At 69.1% G+C, this 15,052-nt stretch carries 13 protein-coding genes; 6 read left to right on the forward strand and 7 right to left on the reverse strand.

Annotation, left to right across the window (positions count from 1 at the left end; translation table 11 throughout):
• Positions 1 to 17: 17 nt before the first annotated feature.
• Positions 18 to 1,907, forward strand: a complete 1,890-nt coding sequence (sctC, locus tag HV742_RS15815) for a type III secretion system outer membrane ring subunit SctC (protein ID WP_059269292.1) — start codon at positions 18 to 20, stop codon at positions 1,905 to 1,907.
• Between the two features lie 28 nt (positions 1,908 to 1,935).
• On the opposite strand, the gene HV742_RS15820 is transcribed toward sctC, so the two are convergent.
• The 4 genes from HV742_RS15820 to HV742_RS15835 all read right to left on the reverse strand — a co-directional run bounded on the left by HV742_RS15820 (position 1,936) and on the right by HV742_RS15835 (position 6,699).
• On the reverse strand, positions 1,936 to 2,502 hold the full coding sequence (locus HV742_RS15820; protein ID WP_049071248.1) for an RNA polymerase sigma factor: 567 nt from the start codon (positions 2,500 to 2,502) through the stop codon (positions 1,936 to 1,938).
• A 250-nt stretch (positions 2,503 to 2,752) separates the two neighbouring features.
• On the reverse strand, positions 2,753 to 3,325 hold the full coding sequence (locus HV742_RS15825; RefSeq protein WP_049071249.1) for a BspR family type III secretion system anti-sigma factor: 573 nt from the start codon (positions 3,323 to 3,325) through the stop codon (positions 2,753 to 2,755).
• Positions 3,326 to 3,511: 186 nt separating this feature from the next.
• Positions 3,512 to 4,699: an ABC transporter substrate-binding protein gene (locus HV742_RS15830; RefSeq protein WP_175145872.1), complete on the reverse strand. Its 1,188-nt coding sequence runs from the start codon at positions 4,697 to 4,699 to the stop codon at positions 3,512 to 3,514.
• Positions 4,696 to 6,699, reverse strand: coding sequence for a SpoIIE family protein phosphatase (locus tag HV742_RS15835; RefSeq protein WP_175145873.1), 2,004 nt, complete (start codon positions 6,697 to 6,699; stop codon positions 4,696 to 4,698). Before HV742_RS15835 ends, HV742_RS15830 begins: the two co-directional genes overlap by 4 nt.
• 109 nt (positions 6,700 to 6,808) lie before the next feature.
• Between HV742_RS15835 and HV742_RS15840 the strand changes: the two genes are divergently transcribed.
• Entirely contained in the window at positions 6,809 to 9,277 is a 2,469-nt protein-coding gene (locus HV742_RS15840; protein ID WP_175145874.1) for an MFS transporter, read from the forward strand.
• A 66-nt stretch (positions 9,278 to 9,343) separates the two neighbouring features.
• Here the strand turns inward: HV742_RS15840 and alr are convergent, their stop codons facing one another.
• Both alr and HV742_RS15850 read right to left on the reverse strand, forming a co-directional pair.
• The gene (gene alr, locus HV742_RS15845; RefSeq protein ID WP_175145875.1) at positions 9,344 to 10,495 is read right to left on the reverse strand and encodes an alanine racemase; all 1,152 of its coding nucleotides are present in this window, start codon (positions 10,493 to 10,495) and stop codon (positions 9,344 to 9,346) included.
• Positions 10,496 to 10,626: 131 nt separating this feature from the next.
• Positions 10,627 to 11,058 (reverse strand): ATP-binding protein, encoded by a 432-nt coding sequence (locus HV742_RS15850; RefSeq protein ID WP_049071258.1) that lies wholly within the window; start codon positions 11,056 to 11,058, stop codon positions 10,627 to 10,629.
• A gap of 220 nt (positions 11,059 to 11,278) precedes the next feature.
• On the opposite strand from HV742_RS15850, the gene HV742_RS15855 reads away from it, so the two are divergent.
• Positions 11,279 to 11,614 (forward strand): STAS domain-containing protein, encoded by a 336-nt coding sequence (locus HV742_RS15855; protein ID WP_049071260.1) that lies wholly within the window; start codon positions 11,279 to 11,281, stop codon positions 11,612 to 11,614.
• A gap of 35 nt (positions 11,615 to 11,649) precedes the next feature.
• Here HV742_RS15855 and HV742_RS15860 read toward each other — a convergent pair whose 3' ends face one another.
• Positions 11,650 to 11,883, reverse strand: coding sequence for a hypothetical protein (locus HV742_RS15860; RefSeq protein ID WP_175145876.1), 234 nt, complete (start codon positions 11,881 to 11,883; stop codon positions 11,650 to 11,652).
• Positions 11,884 to 12,117: 234 nt separating this feature from the next.
• On the opposite strand from HV742_RS15860, the gene HV742_RS15865 reads away from it, so the two are divergent.
• The 3 genes from HV742_RS15865 (at position 12,118) to HV742_RS15875 (ending at position 15,031) form a co-directional block, all read left to right on the forward strand.
• Positions 12,118 to 13,053, forward strand: coding sequence for an NUDIX hydrolase (locus HV742_RS15865; RefSeq protein WP_175145877.1), 936 nt, complete (start codon positions 12,118 to 12,120; stop codon positions 13,051 to 13,053).
• 84 nt (positions 13,054 to 13,137) lie between these two features.
• A complete protein-coding gene (gene nadC, locus HV742_RS15870; RefSeq protein ID WP_049071267.1) occupies positions 13,138 to 14,016 on the forward strand; it encodes a carboxylating nicotinate-nucleotide diphosphorylase in 879 nt (292 codons plus the stop codon).
• A 28-nt stretch (positions 14,017 to 14,044) separates the two neighbouring features.
• Positions 14,045 to 15,031 (forward strand): tripartite tricarboxylate transporter substrate binding protein, encoded by a 987-nt coding sequence (locus HV742_RS15875; RefSeq protein ID WP_175145878.1) that lies wholly within the window; start codon positions 14,045 to 14,047, stop codon positions 15,029 to 15,031.
• The last annotated feature ends 21 nt before the right edge of the window (positions 15,032 to 15,052 follow it).

Consider the following 15,052-nt stretch of genomic DNA (forward strand, 5'->3'; position numbering starts at 1 on the left):
AGAGAGTGTTGAAGCGGATGATTCTGGCGACCGCGTTGTCGCTGGGCCTGGCGGCGAGCGCGCAGGCCGCGCCGAACTGGCCGAACGTGCCCTACAGCTACTATGCCCGCGACGAGAACTTGCAGACGCTGCTGCGCGAGTTCGCCGGCGGCTTCAGCCTGTCGTTGCAGTTGGGCCCGAATGTCACCGGCACGGTCAACGGCAAGTTCAATGCCAACACGCCAACCGAGTTCATGGACCGCCTGGGCGGCGTGTATGGGTTTAACTGGTTCGTCTATGCCGGCACGTTGTTCGTCAGCCGCACCAATGACATGAAGACGCGTTCGGTCAGCGCCATGGGTAGTTCCATCAGCGCCCTGCGCCAGGCGCTGCAGCAGCTGGGCGTGCTGGACCCGCGCTTTGGCTGGGGCGAGTTGCCCGACCAGGGCATCGCGCTGGTGTCGGGCCCGCCGGGCTATGTCGATCTGGTGGAACGCACCGTGGCCGCGCTGCCGATGGGCGCCGGTGGCCAGCAGGTGGCGGTGTTCCGGCTCAAGCACGCCTCGGTCAACGACCGCACCATCAGCTACCGCGACCAGAAGGTGGTGACGCCGGGCCTGTCGACGGTGCTGCGCAACCTGATCACGGGCGGCGGCGGCGGCGCCAACAACGAGACCCTGGCCGCGATCGCGGCGCCGCTGCGCGACAATCCGCCGGCGTTCCCGCAGGTCGGCGGCGATGGCGGCGCGGCGCCCGCCGGGCAGGCGGGCGGCCAGCCAACCGCGCCCGCCAGCACCGGCAAGTCGGGCCTGCGCCTGCGCGAGCCCACCGTGCAGGCCGATGCGCGCCTGAACGCCATCATCGTGCAGGACATCCCGGACCGCATTCCCATCTACCGCAGCCTGATCGAGCAACTCGACCTGCCCAGCACGCTGGTCGAGATCGAGGCCATGATCGTGGACGTCAACTCCGACCTGGTCAGCGAGCTGGGCGTGACCTGGGGCGCGCGCGCCGGCTCCACCACCTTCGGCTATGGCAACCTGGGCCTGAGCCCCAGCGGCGGCCTGCCGTTGGAAAGCGGCGCGGCGCTGTCGCCCGGCACCATCGGCGTCAGCGTCGGCAACACGCTGGCGGCGCGCCTGCGCGCGCTGCAGACCAAGGGCCAGGCCAACATCCTGTCGCAGCCGTCGATCCTGACGGCCGACAACCTGGGCGCCATGATCGACCTGTCGGATACCTTCTATATCCAGACCCGTGGCGAGCGCGTGGCTACCGTGACGCCGGTGACCGTGGGCACGTCGTTGCGCGTGACGCCGCGCCATATCGAATCGAAGAATGGCGCGCGCGTCGAGCTGACGGTCGACATCGAGGATGGCCGCATCCAGGAAGAGCGCCAGATCGACAACCTGCCCACGGTGCGCAAGAGCAACATCAGCACCCTGGCCATCGTCGGCAATGACCAGACGCTGCTGATCGGCGGCTACAACAGCAGCCAGAATTCCGAGCAGGTCGACAAGGTGCCGATCCTGGGCGACATCCCGGGCCTGGGGCTGTTGTTCTCGAACAAGTCCAAGACCGTGCAGCGGCGCGAGCGCCTGTTCCTGATCCGCCCCAAAGTGGTCGCGATCAACGGCGAAGTGGTGGCCACGCCGGGCGGGGCCGGCACCGGTCCCATGCTTAACGCCACCTGGGGGGGCGACCGCATGACGGCGGGCCAATACCTCGATCTGGCGCAGAGCCAGCGCACGCGCATCGTGTTCGGACCGAATGTGGAACTGCGCCGCAGCAGCGGCCCGGTGCGGGCCTCCGAGTGGCTGGATGGCACGCCCACGGCCGCGCCGGTGCTGGAAGGCAAGTCCAACGCACAGCAGGGGCCGGTGATCCAGGTCGAGCCGGTGGCGGCGCCCGGGACGGGCAGGGCGCCGTAGCGCTGACGGCGGCGCGCGGGGGGGCGGCTCAGTCGTCGAGCCGCAGCCCCTTCTGGGCCAGCTTGTCGCGCAGCGCCGCGCGCGCGCGCGACAGGCGGCTGCGCACGGTGCCGACGGGCACCGTCAGCATCGCGGCGGCATCTTCGTACGAGATCTCGTCGACGCCGACCATGAGCAGGATGTCGCGCATGTTGTCGGGCAGTTCGTCCAGCGATTCCTGCAGCAGCGCCATGGTCTGGTTCTGTTCCAGCACGCGCTCGGGCGACAGGTCGCTGGCGGCATGCTCGGCCAGCACGCTGTCGCTGACGAAGTCATGGCGCCGTTCCGGCGCGCGCGACAGGTAGTTGCGCACCAGGTTCAGCGCGATGCCGTAGAGCCAGGAGGAAAGTTGCGATTCGCCGCGGAAGCTGCGGTACGAGCGGGCCGCTTCGACAAAGGCCTGCTGCGCCAGGTCTTCGGCCTCGGTGGTATTGCCGATGTGCTTGATGATGAAGCGTTGCAGCCGTGTGGCGTGTTCCCGCACCAGGTCGCGCAGCAGGTATTCCTCGCCCGAATCCCATCCCTGCCCCTCGCCGTCGGCGCGAACGGGCGGCAAATCCGCTTCCTGGGAAGCGGCTGTGCAGTCGCTGGGATGGGTCATGGATTGGGAAAAGAAACGTGTATTAAGCTACAAGTTACTACCGGCGTGCCGCGAATTATCGCAGCTTACCGGTGTCACAATATTTCGAAAATGGAAATATTGAGGCAAAAGTAGCTTTTTTTAAGTCAGATATGTAAAAACAAGTAAGCCAATCCGGGTGATATTTCGAGGGACGGAATCCGACGCCGCAAGGGCGCGCGGGCCCTCAGCCGGTCTTGAGCAGGTCGCGCAGCCAGGCGGCGGCGGTGGCCAGGGAGACCGGGCTCTGACCGGATTGGGCGGCCTGGTCGAAGCGGGCCTGCATGGCCAGGTCCAGCGCGCCGCGGCGGGCGGCGTCCAGGCTGGCGGGCGCCACGCCGGCGTCGCTACAGGCTTGCTGGAAGGCAGGCGCCCCGTTGCTGGCCGACAGGGCCAGGCGCGTCAGGAAGTCGACGCCGGAAAGGGCGTCGCGAGAGGTTTGCGCCATATCCAGCGCCAGCGTGACGGTGCGCGCGGACAGCGGCTTGCCGGGATTCGGTTCCAGGCCCAGTTCACGCGACACCGCGCTGGCGATGCCCTGGCCGTAGCTGTGCGCCAGGGCCTGCGCGAACATCGCGGTGGTGTCGACATTGGGCGCGACCCACGCCACGCTGCGGCCGCCGGGCGTGGTGCCCATGCCCAACACCCGCAGTGTTTCGCCCGCGATGTCGACGTAGATGTCCTGGCCGCTCTGCGCCGCCTGGGCGAAGGCGTCGAGAGAGACGAACGGCGAGGAAGGGGTAACCGATGAGATTGTCATGCAGCCAATAAATCCGGCGTGTCCGATATCGGGCCCATAGGAGATTCAACAGCCCCTGTGATTGAGTAACCCGAGTAGCGCTTTGGTTCCATCGCCACGACACGTAGGCGGATTTTATGCCATTGTGAGATTTCCGGCCGCCGGCGGGAAACAGGGCGCCACCACCACGGCATCGCCGTCAGGCCGTCACTGCGCTTCGTAGACCTCGTCAGCCGCCAGCAGGATGTCCACCGGCGGGTCGAAGCCGATGACCCGCGCGGTCTGCAGATTCAAGGCGATCTTGGCGGGATCGATCCAGACCTGGCTCAGTTCGCGCGCCTTGGCGCCGTTGAAGATGCGCGCCATGGTTTCCGCGTAGAACAGACCCACGTACGAGTAGTCGGCCTGGGCCAGGCTCAGCAGCAGCCCGTGCTTGACCTCCTCCGAGCCCAGCATCGAGAAGCTCGGCACGCGGGCCTGGCGCAGGATCTCGGCGACCGTGTCGATCGACGCGGGCGTCACGCCGCGATGCACGGTGACGTAGGCGGCGTCGATCTGCGGCGCCAGCCTGGCATAGCACTCGAGCGCGTTGCGGGTGGCGGCCTCCTGCGCAATGCCGTTGGACGGCGCATTGCAGGTGAGCACCTTGAAACCCTGTTCGCGCGCCACCTGTTCGACGGCGTCGACCGCGCTGTAGGTGCGGCCTTCCGGGCTGTCCTCGTACACCAGCCCGAGGCGCTTGAACGGCACGATCTCGTGGAACAGCCGCACCTGGCGCTGATAGCGCTCGGGCTGGACGCGGGCATGCAGGTTGTCCAGGCCGCTATCCTGCGCCGAACGGGTGATGCGGGCGCCGACCGCGTCGCTGGTCGAGGCGACGATGGTGGGCACCGGCGCGCCCATCGCCGCCATGTCCTGGCCGGCCCAGGTGCCCATGGCGATGATCAGGTCGATGTCTTTCTTGCCTTCCAGCCGCTGCTTGATCGCCGCGCGCACCGCCGGCCGCTGGGCGGCGTCGAAGTTGCCGGGCTGCCACCAGGCGTCGCGCACGAATTCCAGCGTGTCGCTGCGGGCGTTGTCCGCCAGGTACTCCCACATCTGCCTGCCGTTCAGGCCGTCCGGAATGGCAGGCACGGTGATCCAGCCCAGCTTCTGCAGGCCGTCGACCGTGACGCGCAGCGTGCGTGGATATTCGCTGTAGTCGCCGCTTTCGAAATAGCCGATGCGCCATTTCCCGCCATCGGGGCGCGCCACGGGCTTGGTGGGGAATACCTGCGGCGCGGCGGCCGTGGACGTGGCGGCCGTGGGGGACGGCGCCGCCCCGGCCTGGGCGCGGCTGGCGGCGGGCGCCAGCAGGGCCAGGCTCATCAAGAGGGTGGACAGCGATGTCTTCATGGGCGGCGGATCACGATCAAGGTGATGTCATCGGATTGTTCCGCGCCGTCGGCGAAGGCCTGCACGTCTTCCAGCAGACGCTTGGCCAGGCTGGCCGCCGGCACGGGAGGGTTGGACAGCACGGCCAGCAGGCGCGGGTCGCCGTACTGCGCATTCTGCGGATTCACGGCCTCGGTGATGCCGTCGGTATAGCCCACCAGCATTTCGCCGGGCGCCAGCACCGTCGACAGGCAGCGGTATTCCAGGTTTTCCTGCACGCCACAGGCCGGACCGCTGCGGCCTTCCAGCAGCCGCACCACGCCGTCGGCGCCGACCACCGCCGGCGGCAGGTGGCCGGCATTGGCCCACTTGAGTTCGCCCGTGGTCATGTCGAGCACGCCCACCAGCAGCGTGACGAACATCATGTTCGGGTTGTTCTCGGACAGGCGGTTGTTGATCTTCTGCATCATCAGCGCCGGGTCGGTCTCGTCCTCGGCGGTGGCGCGGATCAGGGTGCGCGTGACCGCCATGAACAACGCCGCCGGCACGCCCTTGTCCGACACGTCGCCGATGGCCAGGCACAGCCGGCCGTCGGGCAGCGTGAAGTAGTCGTACAGGTCGCCGCCCACTTCCTTGGCCGGCAGCATTACCGCGTTCAGGTCGATCTGTTCGCGCGTGATGGGCGACAACGGCACCGGCAGCAGGCCGAGCTGGATCGCGCGGGCAATGTTCAGTTCGCTTTCGAAGCGTTCGCGCGCGGTGGTCTCGCGCATCAGGCGGGCAATGTTCTCGCGCAGCTTGTGGTCCATGAACAGGAACGACGCCGCCAACCGGCCGACTTCGTCCTTGTGTTTGTCGGGCAAGGCGGCGATGTGGGCCGGCACGCTCGACTGCGCGGTCAGGTCCTGTTCGGGCAGCAGGCGGGCATAGTGGGTCAGGGTTTCCAGCGGCCGCACGATGCGTGCCGCCACCAGCCAGGCGCACACCAGCGCCACCAGCATCATGCCCACGAAGATCAGCGCCTGCCGGTTCAGCAGCTCTTGCGCCGGCGCGGTGAGGTCGCTTTCGGGCACCACTGCCACCACGGTCCAGCCCAGCGGCGCGAAGCGCGCGCTGTCGATCTGCCAGGGGCCGTCGCCGCCCTCGAAGCGCAGGCTTTGCAGCTTGCCGCCAGCGTCCTGCCGCGCCAGCAGCGCGCGCAGGGTTACACCGGCTTGGTCGGTGGCGTCCAGCAGGCCGGCGCGGGCCTCGGGCGGCGGCACAATCATGCGCCCGTCATCGGCCGCGATGAAGATGAAGCCCGACTGCGCCAGGGTCAGTTTCGACAGGGTGTCGCGCACCGAGTTTTCCAGCTGCGCGCGGCGCGTGTCGATCTGCTCGATCACGTCCTGGGCGCTGTCGGAAATGGCGAACACCCAGTTCCACGGCCGGAAATAGCCGAAATAGGCGTAGCGCGTTTCGCCATCGCCGCGCTGCGCGGACGGTGGCCAGCGGTAGATGGCGAAGCCGTAGCCCGAGGTGCGGCTTTCTTCCAGCAGCGCCTGCGCCAGCGGCCGGTTCTTGAAATCGGACAGCGTGGACAGGTCGCGGTCGATCATGTCGGGGTTGCCGCTGGCCAGCACCTGGAAGTCGGCGTCGTAGACGAAGGCGTAGCGGCGGTCGTCCAGCCGGAGGCGGTTGATCCAGGCGCGCGCCATGCCCTTGGCCGCGCCGGGCGTCACCAGGCCGCGCTCGGCCAGGTCGGCGTAGGCATTGAGCGCCGCCGCGACCACCGTGCCGCTTTGCATCAGCTGGCGCCGGCCGCTGCGCACGGTCGAGATCTTGTCGGCCAGCAGCGCGCCCCAGCGCGCCTCGGCGTCGCGCAACACCAGCTCCATCACGTTGCTGACGGCGTGGCGTTCGCTGTTCACCACCGTGCGCGTGACGTTGCGTTGCGACGTCAGCATCACGAATGCCGCCACCGCCAGAAGCAGCGCTACGACCAGTAGAAAAATCTTGCTACGGAGCGAGCGCAACGACATGGGGGCGATAGGGGGCGGGTGAGGTAAGGGCGTGAAATAAGATGCAATTTGCATTAATTGTAAATACCATTAGTGCCCGTGTGTAAATACTTTGCGGCGGCGTGGCCCCATGCGTAGCGAACCAATACAAATAGTGCTCGATGGGTTGCGTCGCCGCCCGGTACTGGAAGTCACTCTGGCCTGTCTGGCCGTGCTGTTGCTCGCGCAGGCGCTGATCGGCGCGCTCAGCCTGTCCGCCTTGAACCGGCTGGTGGTCGACACCACCGCCGATCGCGTCGAAGTGGTGGCGCGGCGCGTGGCCGGCAACATCGAAAACGGCCTGCGCCTGGGCAAGCCGCTGGAACAATTCTTCGGCCTGCGCGATACCTTGCGTGACGGCGTCGCGGGCTCGCGCGGCCTGCAGGGCGCGGCGGTGCTGCTGGCCGACGGCCAGGCCCTGGCGACGCAGGGTGAGCTGCCTGACGACGCGGCGCAGCTGGCGCGCACGCTGGACAGCGGCGGCGCCACGGCGGCCGGCTTGTCGCGGCGCGGCTCCGGCGCGCTGGTCGCGGTGGCCGACGATCGCGTTACCGTGGCCGTGCCGCTGACCGCCGCGGGCGGCAAGGCGCTGGGCGCCGTGGTGCTGTCGGCGGCCAAGGACGGCGAGGCCAGCCGCCAGCTGATCATCGACAACCTGCAGGTGCTGCTGGTGGTGACGGTGCTGGTGGGGCTGGGCCTGGCCGCGGTCTTCAAGTACATCGTGCCGCTGACCTCGCTGGCCGCGGGCGGCCGGGCCCGTTTCGTGGTGCCGTTGCTGGCGCTGGTGCTGGCGCAGGGCGTCTACGCCGCCTACACCATTTCCACCTTCCGCAGCGGCTGGCTCGACGTGACGCGCAACAACGTGGGGCTGCTGGCCGAAGGCCTGCAACGCGACCTGAACCGGGTGCTCGGGTATGGCCTGGAGGTGGGCCGGCTGCGCGGCGTGGACGCGCCATTCACGCGCCTGGCCGCCACCTTTCCGGCGGTGGCGCAGATCGAGCTGGCCGATCGCGATGGCCGCATCCTCTACGGGGCCGATGCGCGCGGTCCGCTTGATGTGTCGGGCCTGCCGCGGGCCCGTCCGCGGGCCGACGATCTGACGCTGGTGCTGCCGCTGGGCGCGGCGCTGGCCGACCCCCGCGCCCATGGCGACCTGGTGTTGCGCCTGTCGAGCGACGTGATTGCCGCCGGGGTGCGCAGCCGCGCGCTCGACGCGGTCACGGTGGTCGCGGTGGCCCTGGTGGCCGCGATCGAAATGCTGTTGCTGCTGGCGCTGTTGATGAACCGCGCCTTCGCCGCGCGCGCCACGCTGCCCGACGGCAGTCGTGTCGGCCCGGATGACGAGTCCGAGGTGGGACGCATCGCGCGGCCCGTGATGTTCGGCTTCCTGTTCGCCTGGGCCTTGCCGCTGGGCTTTCTGCCGCTGTATGCGCGCAGCCTGCCGACGGGCGGTCTCGAATTGCCGGCCAACCTGCTGCTGGCCTTGCCGATCTCGGTGGAAATGGGCTGCGGCCTGTTGACCTCGCTGCTGGCCGGCCGCCTGACCGACCGCAAGGGCTGGCAGGTGCCGGTGCTGGCGGGCCTGGGCGTGTCCGCCGCCGGCATGCTGGCGTGCGCGGCCGCCGCCAACCTGCTGATGTTCAGCGCCGCGCGCGGCCTGGTGGGCCTGGGTTATGGCCTGACCTGGATGGGCCTGCAGGGCTTCATCGTGACCCGCAGCCCGCCGCAATATCGCGGCCGCAACATGACTGGCGTGATCGCCGGCCTGTTCGCGGGGCACCTGTCCGGCGCGGCGGTCGGCGCAATGCTGATGGAGCAGGTCGGCTTTCGCGCGGTGTTCGCGGTGGGCGCCGTGATGCTGGCGATGCCGCTGGCCGGCGTGCTGATCCTGATGCGCCCCTACATGGATCGCGGCCGCAAGCTGGCCGCACAGGCCGCTGGGCGCGCCCGCGCCCATCTTTCGGATACCTTGAAACTGCTGTTCACGCGCGACTTCGGCCTGCTGCTGGTGGGCAGCGTGATTCCGTTCTCGATCGCGCAGGTGGGCCTGTTGTCGTTCGCGCTGCCGCTGTACCTGGAGGCCGAGGGCGTGGCCGCGTCCAGCATCGGCCGCGTGCTGATGATCTATGGCCTGTGTGTGATTTACGTCGGGCCGCTGATGGGCCGGGTGGTGGATCGCAGCCGCATCAAGAAAAGCTGGATCGTGCTGGGCGGGCTGGTGGGCAGCCTTGGCATGCTGGGGCTGTACTTCAACAGCGGCCTGCTGGCCGCCGCCGCCGCGGTGCTGCTGCTGGCGCTGGCCAGTTGCTTTGCCGGCGCTTCGCAATCGCCCTACATGCTGGCCTTGCCGCAGGTGCAGCGCTACGGCGCGGCGGGCGCCACCAGCGTCATGCGCGCCGCCGACAAGCTCGGGCAGATGGCGGGCCCGCTGGTGGTCGGCGCCATGTTCGGCGCGGCCGGCATGGGCGCGGGCCTGGCCGCGACCGGTGTGATCTATCTGGGCGCGACGCTGTTGTTCCTGCTGTTCGCGCCGGCCAGGCCGCGCCAGGACTCGGCCTGAACGGCCGCGGGCGGTGCGCGCCGCCGCGGTGCGGAGTGTGGCGCCGCGGTGCGGGGGCGCCGTCATTCAGCGCGCCGGACTCGCGCCCGCCAACGCCACCGGCACGCGTGCGCTCAGGCCCGTGAGCAATTGGGCGGCGATGGTGCCCGCGGCCATCGCCACTTCCTCGACCGGCAGGCCGTCCGCGCCCCACAGGGTCACGGGCGCGCCGATTGCGGCGTGTGGCACGGGGCCCAGGTCCACCGCCATCATGTCCATCGAGACGCGCCCCAGCAGACGCGTGCGCACGCCGGCCACCACCACCGGCGTGCCGGTGGGCGCATGGCGCGGATAGCCATCGGCGTAGCCGCAGGTGACGATGCCCACGTCCATGCCGGTGGGCGCCAGGAAGGCGCCGCTGTAGCCCACGCCCGCGCCGGCCTGCACGCGCTGGATGCCCACCACCTGCGAGTGCAGCGACATCGCCGGCAGCAGGCCGAGCTGCGCGGCGCCGCGGTCGGCGAACGGGCTGGCGCCATAGAGCGCCAGGCCGGGGCGTACCCATTGGGTGGTTGCCGCGCGCGCCGCATGGCCCAGCACGGCGGCGGAATTGCTGGTGGAAACGGGGCCCGGCAGGCCGTCGATGAGGGCGCGAAAGCGCGCGTCGGCGTGATCCACGCCATCGGCTTCGTCGGCGCGCGCATAGTGGTTCAGGTGGCCGACTTCGCCCACCACGCCACGCGCGGCCAGCGCGCGCGCCAGTTCGAACGCGGCGTGATAGTCCTCGGCGCTGAAACCGGTGTGGTGGATATCGCCGGCAAAACGCAGCCAGATCGCCGGCCGCTCGGCCGCCGGCGCTTGCGCCAGCCAGTGCAGTTGCGCGAGATGGGTGATGACCAGGTGCAGTTGCGGCGTATCCAGCAACAGCGTGTCGGCCGGCGAGTACAGGCCGCCATAGACCAGCACGGGGCCTTTCCAGCCCAGCCGGCGGCAGGTGCGCGCTTCGTCCAGGTGCAGCACCGCGAGGCCGTCGGCGCCGCGCAACGCCGGCAGCACCCTTGCCAGGCCATGGCCGTAGGCATCGGCCTTGACCGTGGCCCACAGCCGGGGCGCGCCGGTGGTGGGCAGCGCCGCGCGCAGGCGGGCGAGGTTGTGGGCCACGGCAGCCGCGTCGACGCGGGCATACAAGGGGCGGGCAAGCAATCCTTCTGGACGATAGGGAGCGTTCACGGGCGGCATCTGGGCGAGGGCTGCGCGCAACCGGCGCGCAGTCTATGCATGAGTGACAGATGACCGGGTTTTGTTCGGTACTTTCTGTCTATGCATTGCAAGTTGTCGATAGCGCGTCTTCATTGGACGCGCCGGTGAAGTCACGCGGCGCGCATCACGAGCGTCAGGCGGTTCTCGTTGCCGTCGCGCGTGTAGCGCAGGTCGTGCAGATAGTGCTGCATCAGCCGCACGCCGTGGCCGCCGATTTCGGCGTCATCGAGCGAAGTGGCCAATGGGGGAGGCGGGGTCAGGGTGGGATCGTACGGCCGGCCATTGTCGATTATCTCCAGCGAGATCCACGCGTCGTCCTGGCGGCAGGCCAGGCGGACATGGGCGGGACCGGGGGTGAGCAGGGGATCGTCGAAGGCATAGGAAACGATGTTCGTCAGCGCTTCGTCCAGGCTCAAGGACAGACCAAAACTCAGCTTCGGCGACCAGCCCTCGCGCTCGGCAATGGCCTCGAGCCATTCGATGGCGGAAGCGACGGCGCGGGCGTCGGGGACGAGATCAAGCGTATCGGACTGAGAGGGCATGGTTGCCTTGCGTTCAGGGGTACACGTGCAGGTGGAAGTATGCACGATTGCGGCCGGCAGGCGTATCGGCAGGCGTATCGGCAGACGTATTGGCAGGCTATGGCGCGCGCGTTTTGAAGTTTGCGTTTGGCCGCGCCGGCGCCTCGCGTATCATCTCGGCATCGCGCCGCCGTCCGCAAGCGCCGGGATCCGCGGCGCCGGTCAATTTCCGGGAACCACTATGAATCTCGCAATCGAGAAAGTCGGGGAAGTGCTGGTTGTCTCGCCCGAAGGCCAGATCAACAGCGGCAACGCCGCGGGTATCGAGGCGGACCTGTTGTCGCATGTGGAAAAGGGCGAGCGCCGCTTTGTGCTCGATATGTCGAACCTGAACTACATCTCCAGCGCCGGGCTGCGCGTGGTGCTGGTGCTGGCCAAGCGGCTCAAGCAGGGGGCGGGCGCGCTGGCGTTGTGCGCGATGCAGCCGCACGTGCGCGAAGTGTTCGACATCAGCGGTTTCCTGGCTATCCTGACGGTGGTCGACACGCGCCAGGAAGCGGTCGCCAAGGTCGCCTGAAGCGGCGCGCGCCCTGGGTGGGCGCGCAGGCCGTCTCACGGCTTGCGGTTGTCGTGCGAGGTATCGAGCAGATCGTCCTCGGGGGTGATGACGCCGGGATCGCCCGGCGCCTCGATGGCGCGGCCCTGCCGCGGCATACCTGCCACCGTGGGACTCTGGTCGGGCATCGGCAGGATACCGGTGCCCTTGCGGGGATCGACGGCGGGGGCCTTGTCGGCGGCCGACTCCGGCTTGCTCGAGGCGGAGGAATCGATGACGGTTTTCAGCATGATGACGTCTCCGGTTGCGGGCGTCCCAGGATGGCGACGCGCCGGGTATTCCTCCCCATCTTAGGGCCGCTGGCGGCGCGCGGCGCCGTTTGCGTTGTCACGTTTGCAAGGGGCTGTTGCAGGGCCCGGCCCTTATAATGCCGAGCGCGTCGCGGTGTCGCCAAACAGGGCGCGCCCGGTGGCTCGCGACCTTGCCTCACGGCGCCCGGTTCCCCTCATTTCCAGCCATCTACCTTGACCGAATCCGTCGAACGCTCTGTCCATGCCGAACTCGTTGCCGTCCTGGTCGCCGTCACCAACGGCGAACCGCGCGTCCTGACGACCGAAGACGCGCGGGCCTTGCCGGCGGGGCCGTTCGAACTGTCGCACCGATCGCTGCAGGCCGGCCTGCGTGCGTGGGTCGAGGCGCAGACGCACCATCCGCTCGGCTACGTCGAGCAGCTCTACACGTTCGCCGACGGCGATCGCTCCGATGAGTCGGGCGCGCGCGTCATGTCGGTCAGCTACCTGGGCTTGACGCGCGAAGCCGGCGAGACCGGCGTGGCGCAGGTCGGCTGGCAGGATTGGTATCGCTATTTCCCCTGGGAAGACCGGCGCGCGGACACGCCGGCGCTGGTGGACGAGCTGATCGTGCCGCGCCTGCGGGCCTGGTGCGACGCCGCCGCCGATGCCGCCACGCGCAGCCGCCGTGGCCAGCGCGTCGCCATCACCTTCGGGCTCGATGGCGCGGCCTGGAACGAAGACATGGTGCTGCAACGCTACGAACTGCTGTTCGAGGCCGGCCTGGTGCCCGAGGCCGCGCGGCGCCAGCCGGACGCGCGCGCCGCGCCGTTGCCGGGCGAGCCGATGCGCCACGACCATCGCCGCATCCTGGCCACCGGCATCGCGCGCCTGCGCGCCAAGATCAAGTACCGGCCGGTGGTGTTCGAATTGATGCCGGCGCAATTCACCCTGCTGCAGCTGCAGCACGCGGTCGAAGCTTTGGCGGGGCGCGGCCTGCACAAGCAGAACTTCCGCCGCCTGATCGAGCAGCAGGCGCTGGTCGAAGAGACCGGCGAAATGGCGACGGGCACGGCGGGCCGGCCCGCCAAATTGTTCCGCTTCCGCCGCGACGTTCTGCTCGAGCGGGCCATCGCGGGCAGCAAGCTGCCGCTGTCGCGCAGCCTGTGACGCTTGACAAGGCTATATACTCATCTTTAGCATAAGTGCATGCGCAATTGGTGCGCGCCTTTTTTTAATCACAAAATACTCAAAATGAGCATTAATGCTGAAGCGCCTGCCGCCCGTTTGGCCGTTCCCTCCCTGCCGGATGTCATGCTGGAGCCGCTGGTGCGCGCGGCCCTGCTCGAAGACTTGGGACGGGCCGGAGACCTGACCACCGATGCCATCGTGCCCGCCGACGCGGTGGCGCAGACCCGCCTGGTGGCGCGCCAGGAAGGCGTGCTGGCCGGCCTGGACCTGGCGCGCCTGGCGTTCCGCGCGCTCGACCCCGCCATCGAGTTCCGCGTGGCGCGGCGCGATGGCGCCGAACTCGCGCCCGGCACCGAAATCGCGACCGTGCGCGGCAATGCCCGCGCCATGCTCAGCGCCGAACGGGTGGCCCTGAACTTTCTCTGCCACCTCAGCGGCGTGGCCACGGCCACGGCCTCGATCGCCCGCGCCATCGCCGGCTACGGCGCCCGTGTCACCTGCACCCGCAAGACCCTGCCGGGCCTGCGCGCGGTGCAGAAGTACGCGGTGCGCGTGGGCGGCGGCAGCAACCACCGCTACGGTCTGGACGATGCCGTGCTGATCAAGGACAACCACATCGCCCTGGCCGGCGACGTGGAGACCGCGGTGCGGCGGGCCCGCGCCGGCGTCGGCCACATGGTCAGGATCGAACTGGAAGTGGACACCCTGGCGCAACTGGAAACCGCGTTGGCCCTGGGCGTGGACGTCGTGCTGCTGGACAACATGAGCCTGGACGAATTGCGCCAGGCGGTTGCCATGGCGCGAGGCCGCGCCGTCACCGAAGCCTCCGGCCGCATCACGCCCGAAACCGCCGCCGAAGTGGCCGCCACCGGCGTCGACCAGATCGCGGTGGGTTGGCTGACCCATAGCGCCAAGGTGCTGGATATCGGCCTGGACGCCTGAGACCGGCCGTCTGTCACGGACACGCATCATGAAACGCGCGCTTCGATTTTCCCCGCTACTGCTGGCCCTGGCGCTGGGCGCCTGCGGTAACCCGCCTTCGGGCGACACGCCGGCGGACGCGACCTATCCGACCCGCCCGGTCACCATCGTGGTGACATTTCCGCCCGGCGGCGGCACCGACCTGTTGGCGCGGCGTTTGGGCGCCAGCCTGCAGGAACAGTTCGGCCAGCCAGTGGTGGTCGAGAACCGGCCGGGCGCCAGCGGCAACATCGGCGCCCGCATCGTCGCCGAATCGCCGCCCGACGGCTATACGCTGCTGATGGTCAACAGTTCGTTCGCCATCAATCCCGGGGTCTACCGCAATCTGGGCTTTGCGCCCAGGCGCGATTTCGCGGCGGTGATCAATGTGGCCTTCGTGCCGTCCGTATTCGTGGTGCCGGCGGCGTCGCCGCTGCGCACGCTGGATGACGCGCTCAACGCCGCGCGGCCCGAACGGCCGCTGGCGTTCGCCTCGTGCGGCAATGGCACGCCGCAGCACCTGGCCGGTGAAATGCTGGCGCGAGCCAGCGGCGCATCGTTGCAGCACGTGCCCTACAAGGGTTGCGGGCCGGCCCTGACCGACGTCGCGTCCGGTCAGGTCGGCGTGGGCGTGGTCACCGCTTCCAGTGCCGCGCCCCTGATCGCCGCGGGCAGATTGCGCGCGCTGGCGGTCACCTCGCCGCAGCGCTCGCCCCTGTTGCCGGCGGTGCCGACGGTGGCCGAGCAGGGCGTGAGCGGCTACGCGCTGGACCAGTGGCACGGCCTGCTGGCGCCGGCCGCCACGCCGCCGGCGGTGGTGGCCAAGCTGAATGCCACGCTGACGCGCATCATGTCGCGGCCCGACGTGCAGGCGGCGTTGCGCGAACAGGGTTTCACGCCCGCGACCAGTTCGCCGCGCGCGTTCCAGGACATGATCAATGCCGACATCGACCGCTATACGGCGCTGACCAATGCGATCGGATTGCGCGCCGACTGACGGGCAAGAAAAAACCGCGGG

Source organism: Achromobacter ruhlandii (assembly GCF_902859695.1).
GTDB lineage: Bacteria > Pseudomonadota > Gammaproteobacteria > Burkholderiales > Burkholderiaceae_B > Achromobacter > Achromobacter ruhlandii.

Coding starts and splice junctions, on each gene's coding strand:
- HV742_RS15875 (WP_175145878.1), top strand. CDS start 14,045: ATGAAACGCGCGCTTCGATTTTCCCCGCTACTGCTGGCCCTGGCGCTG.
- HV742_RS15855 (WP_049071260.1), top strand. CDS start 11,279: ATGAATCTCGCAATCGAGAAAGTCGGGGAAGTGCTGGTTGTCTCGCCC.
- sctC (WP_059269292.1), top strand. CDS start 18: ATGATTCTGGCGACCGCGTTGTCGCTGGGCCTGGCGGCGAGCGCGCAG.
- HV742_RS15850 (WP_049071258.1), bottom strand. CDS start 11,058: ATGCCCTCTCAGTCCGATACGCTTGATCTCGTCCCCGACGCCCGCGCC.
- HV742_RS15840 (WP_175145874.1), top strand. CDS start 6,809: ATGCGTAGCGAACCAATACAAATAGTGCTCGATGGGTTGCGTCGCCGC.
- HV742_RS15825 (WP_049071249.1), bottom strand. CDS start 3,325: ATGACAATCTCATCGGTTACCCCTTCCTCGCCGTTCGTCTCTCTCGAC.
- nadC (WP_049071267.1), top strand. CDS start 13,138: ATGAGCATTAATGCTGAAGCGCCTGCCGCCCGTTTGGCCGTTCCCTCC.
- HV742_RS15830 (WP_175145872.1), bottom strand. CDS start 4,699: ATGAAGACATCGCTGTCCACCCTCTTGATGAGCCTGGCCCTGCTGGCG.
- alr (WP_175145875.1), bottom strand. CDS start 10,495: ATGCCGCCCGTGAACGCTCCCTATCGTCCAGAAGGATTGCTTGCCCGC.
- HV742_RS15860 (WP_175145876.1), bottom strand. CDS start 11,883: ATGCTGAAAACCGTCATCGATTCCTCCGCCTCGAGCAAGCCGGAGTCG.
- HV742_RS15835 (WP_175145873.1), bottom strand. CDS start 6,699: ATGTCGTTGCGCTCGCTCCGTAGCAAGATTTTTCTACTGGTCGTAGCG.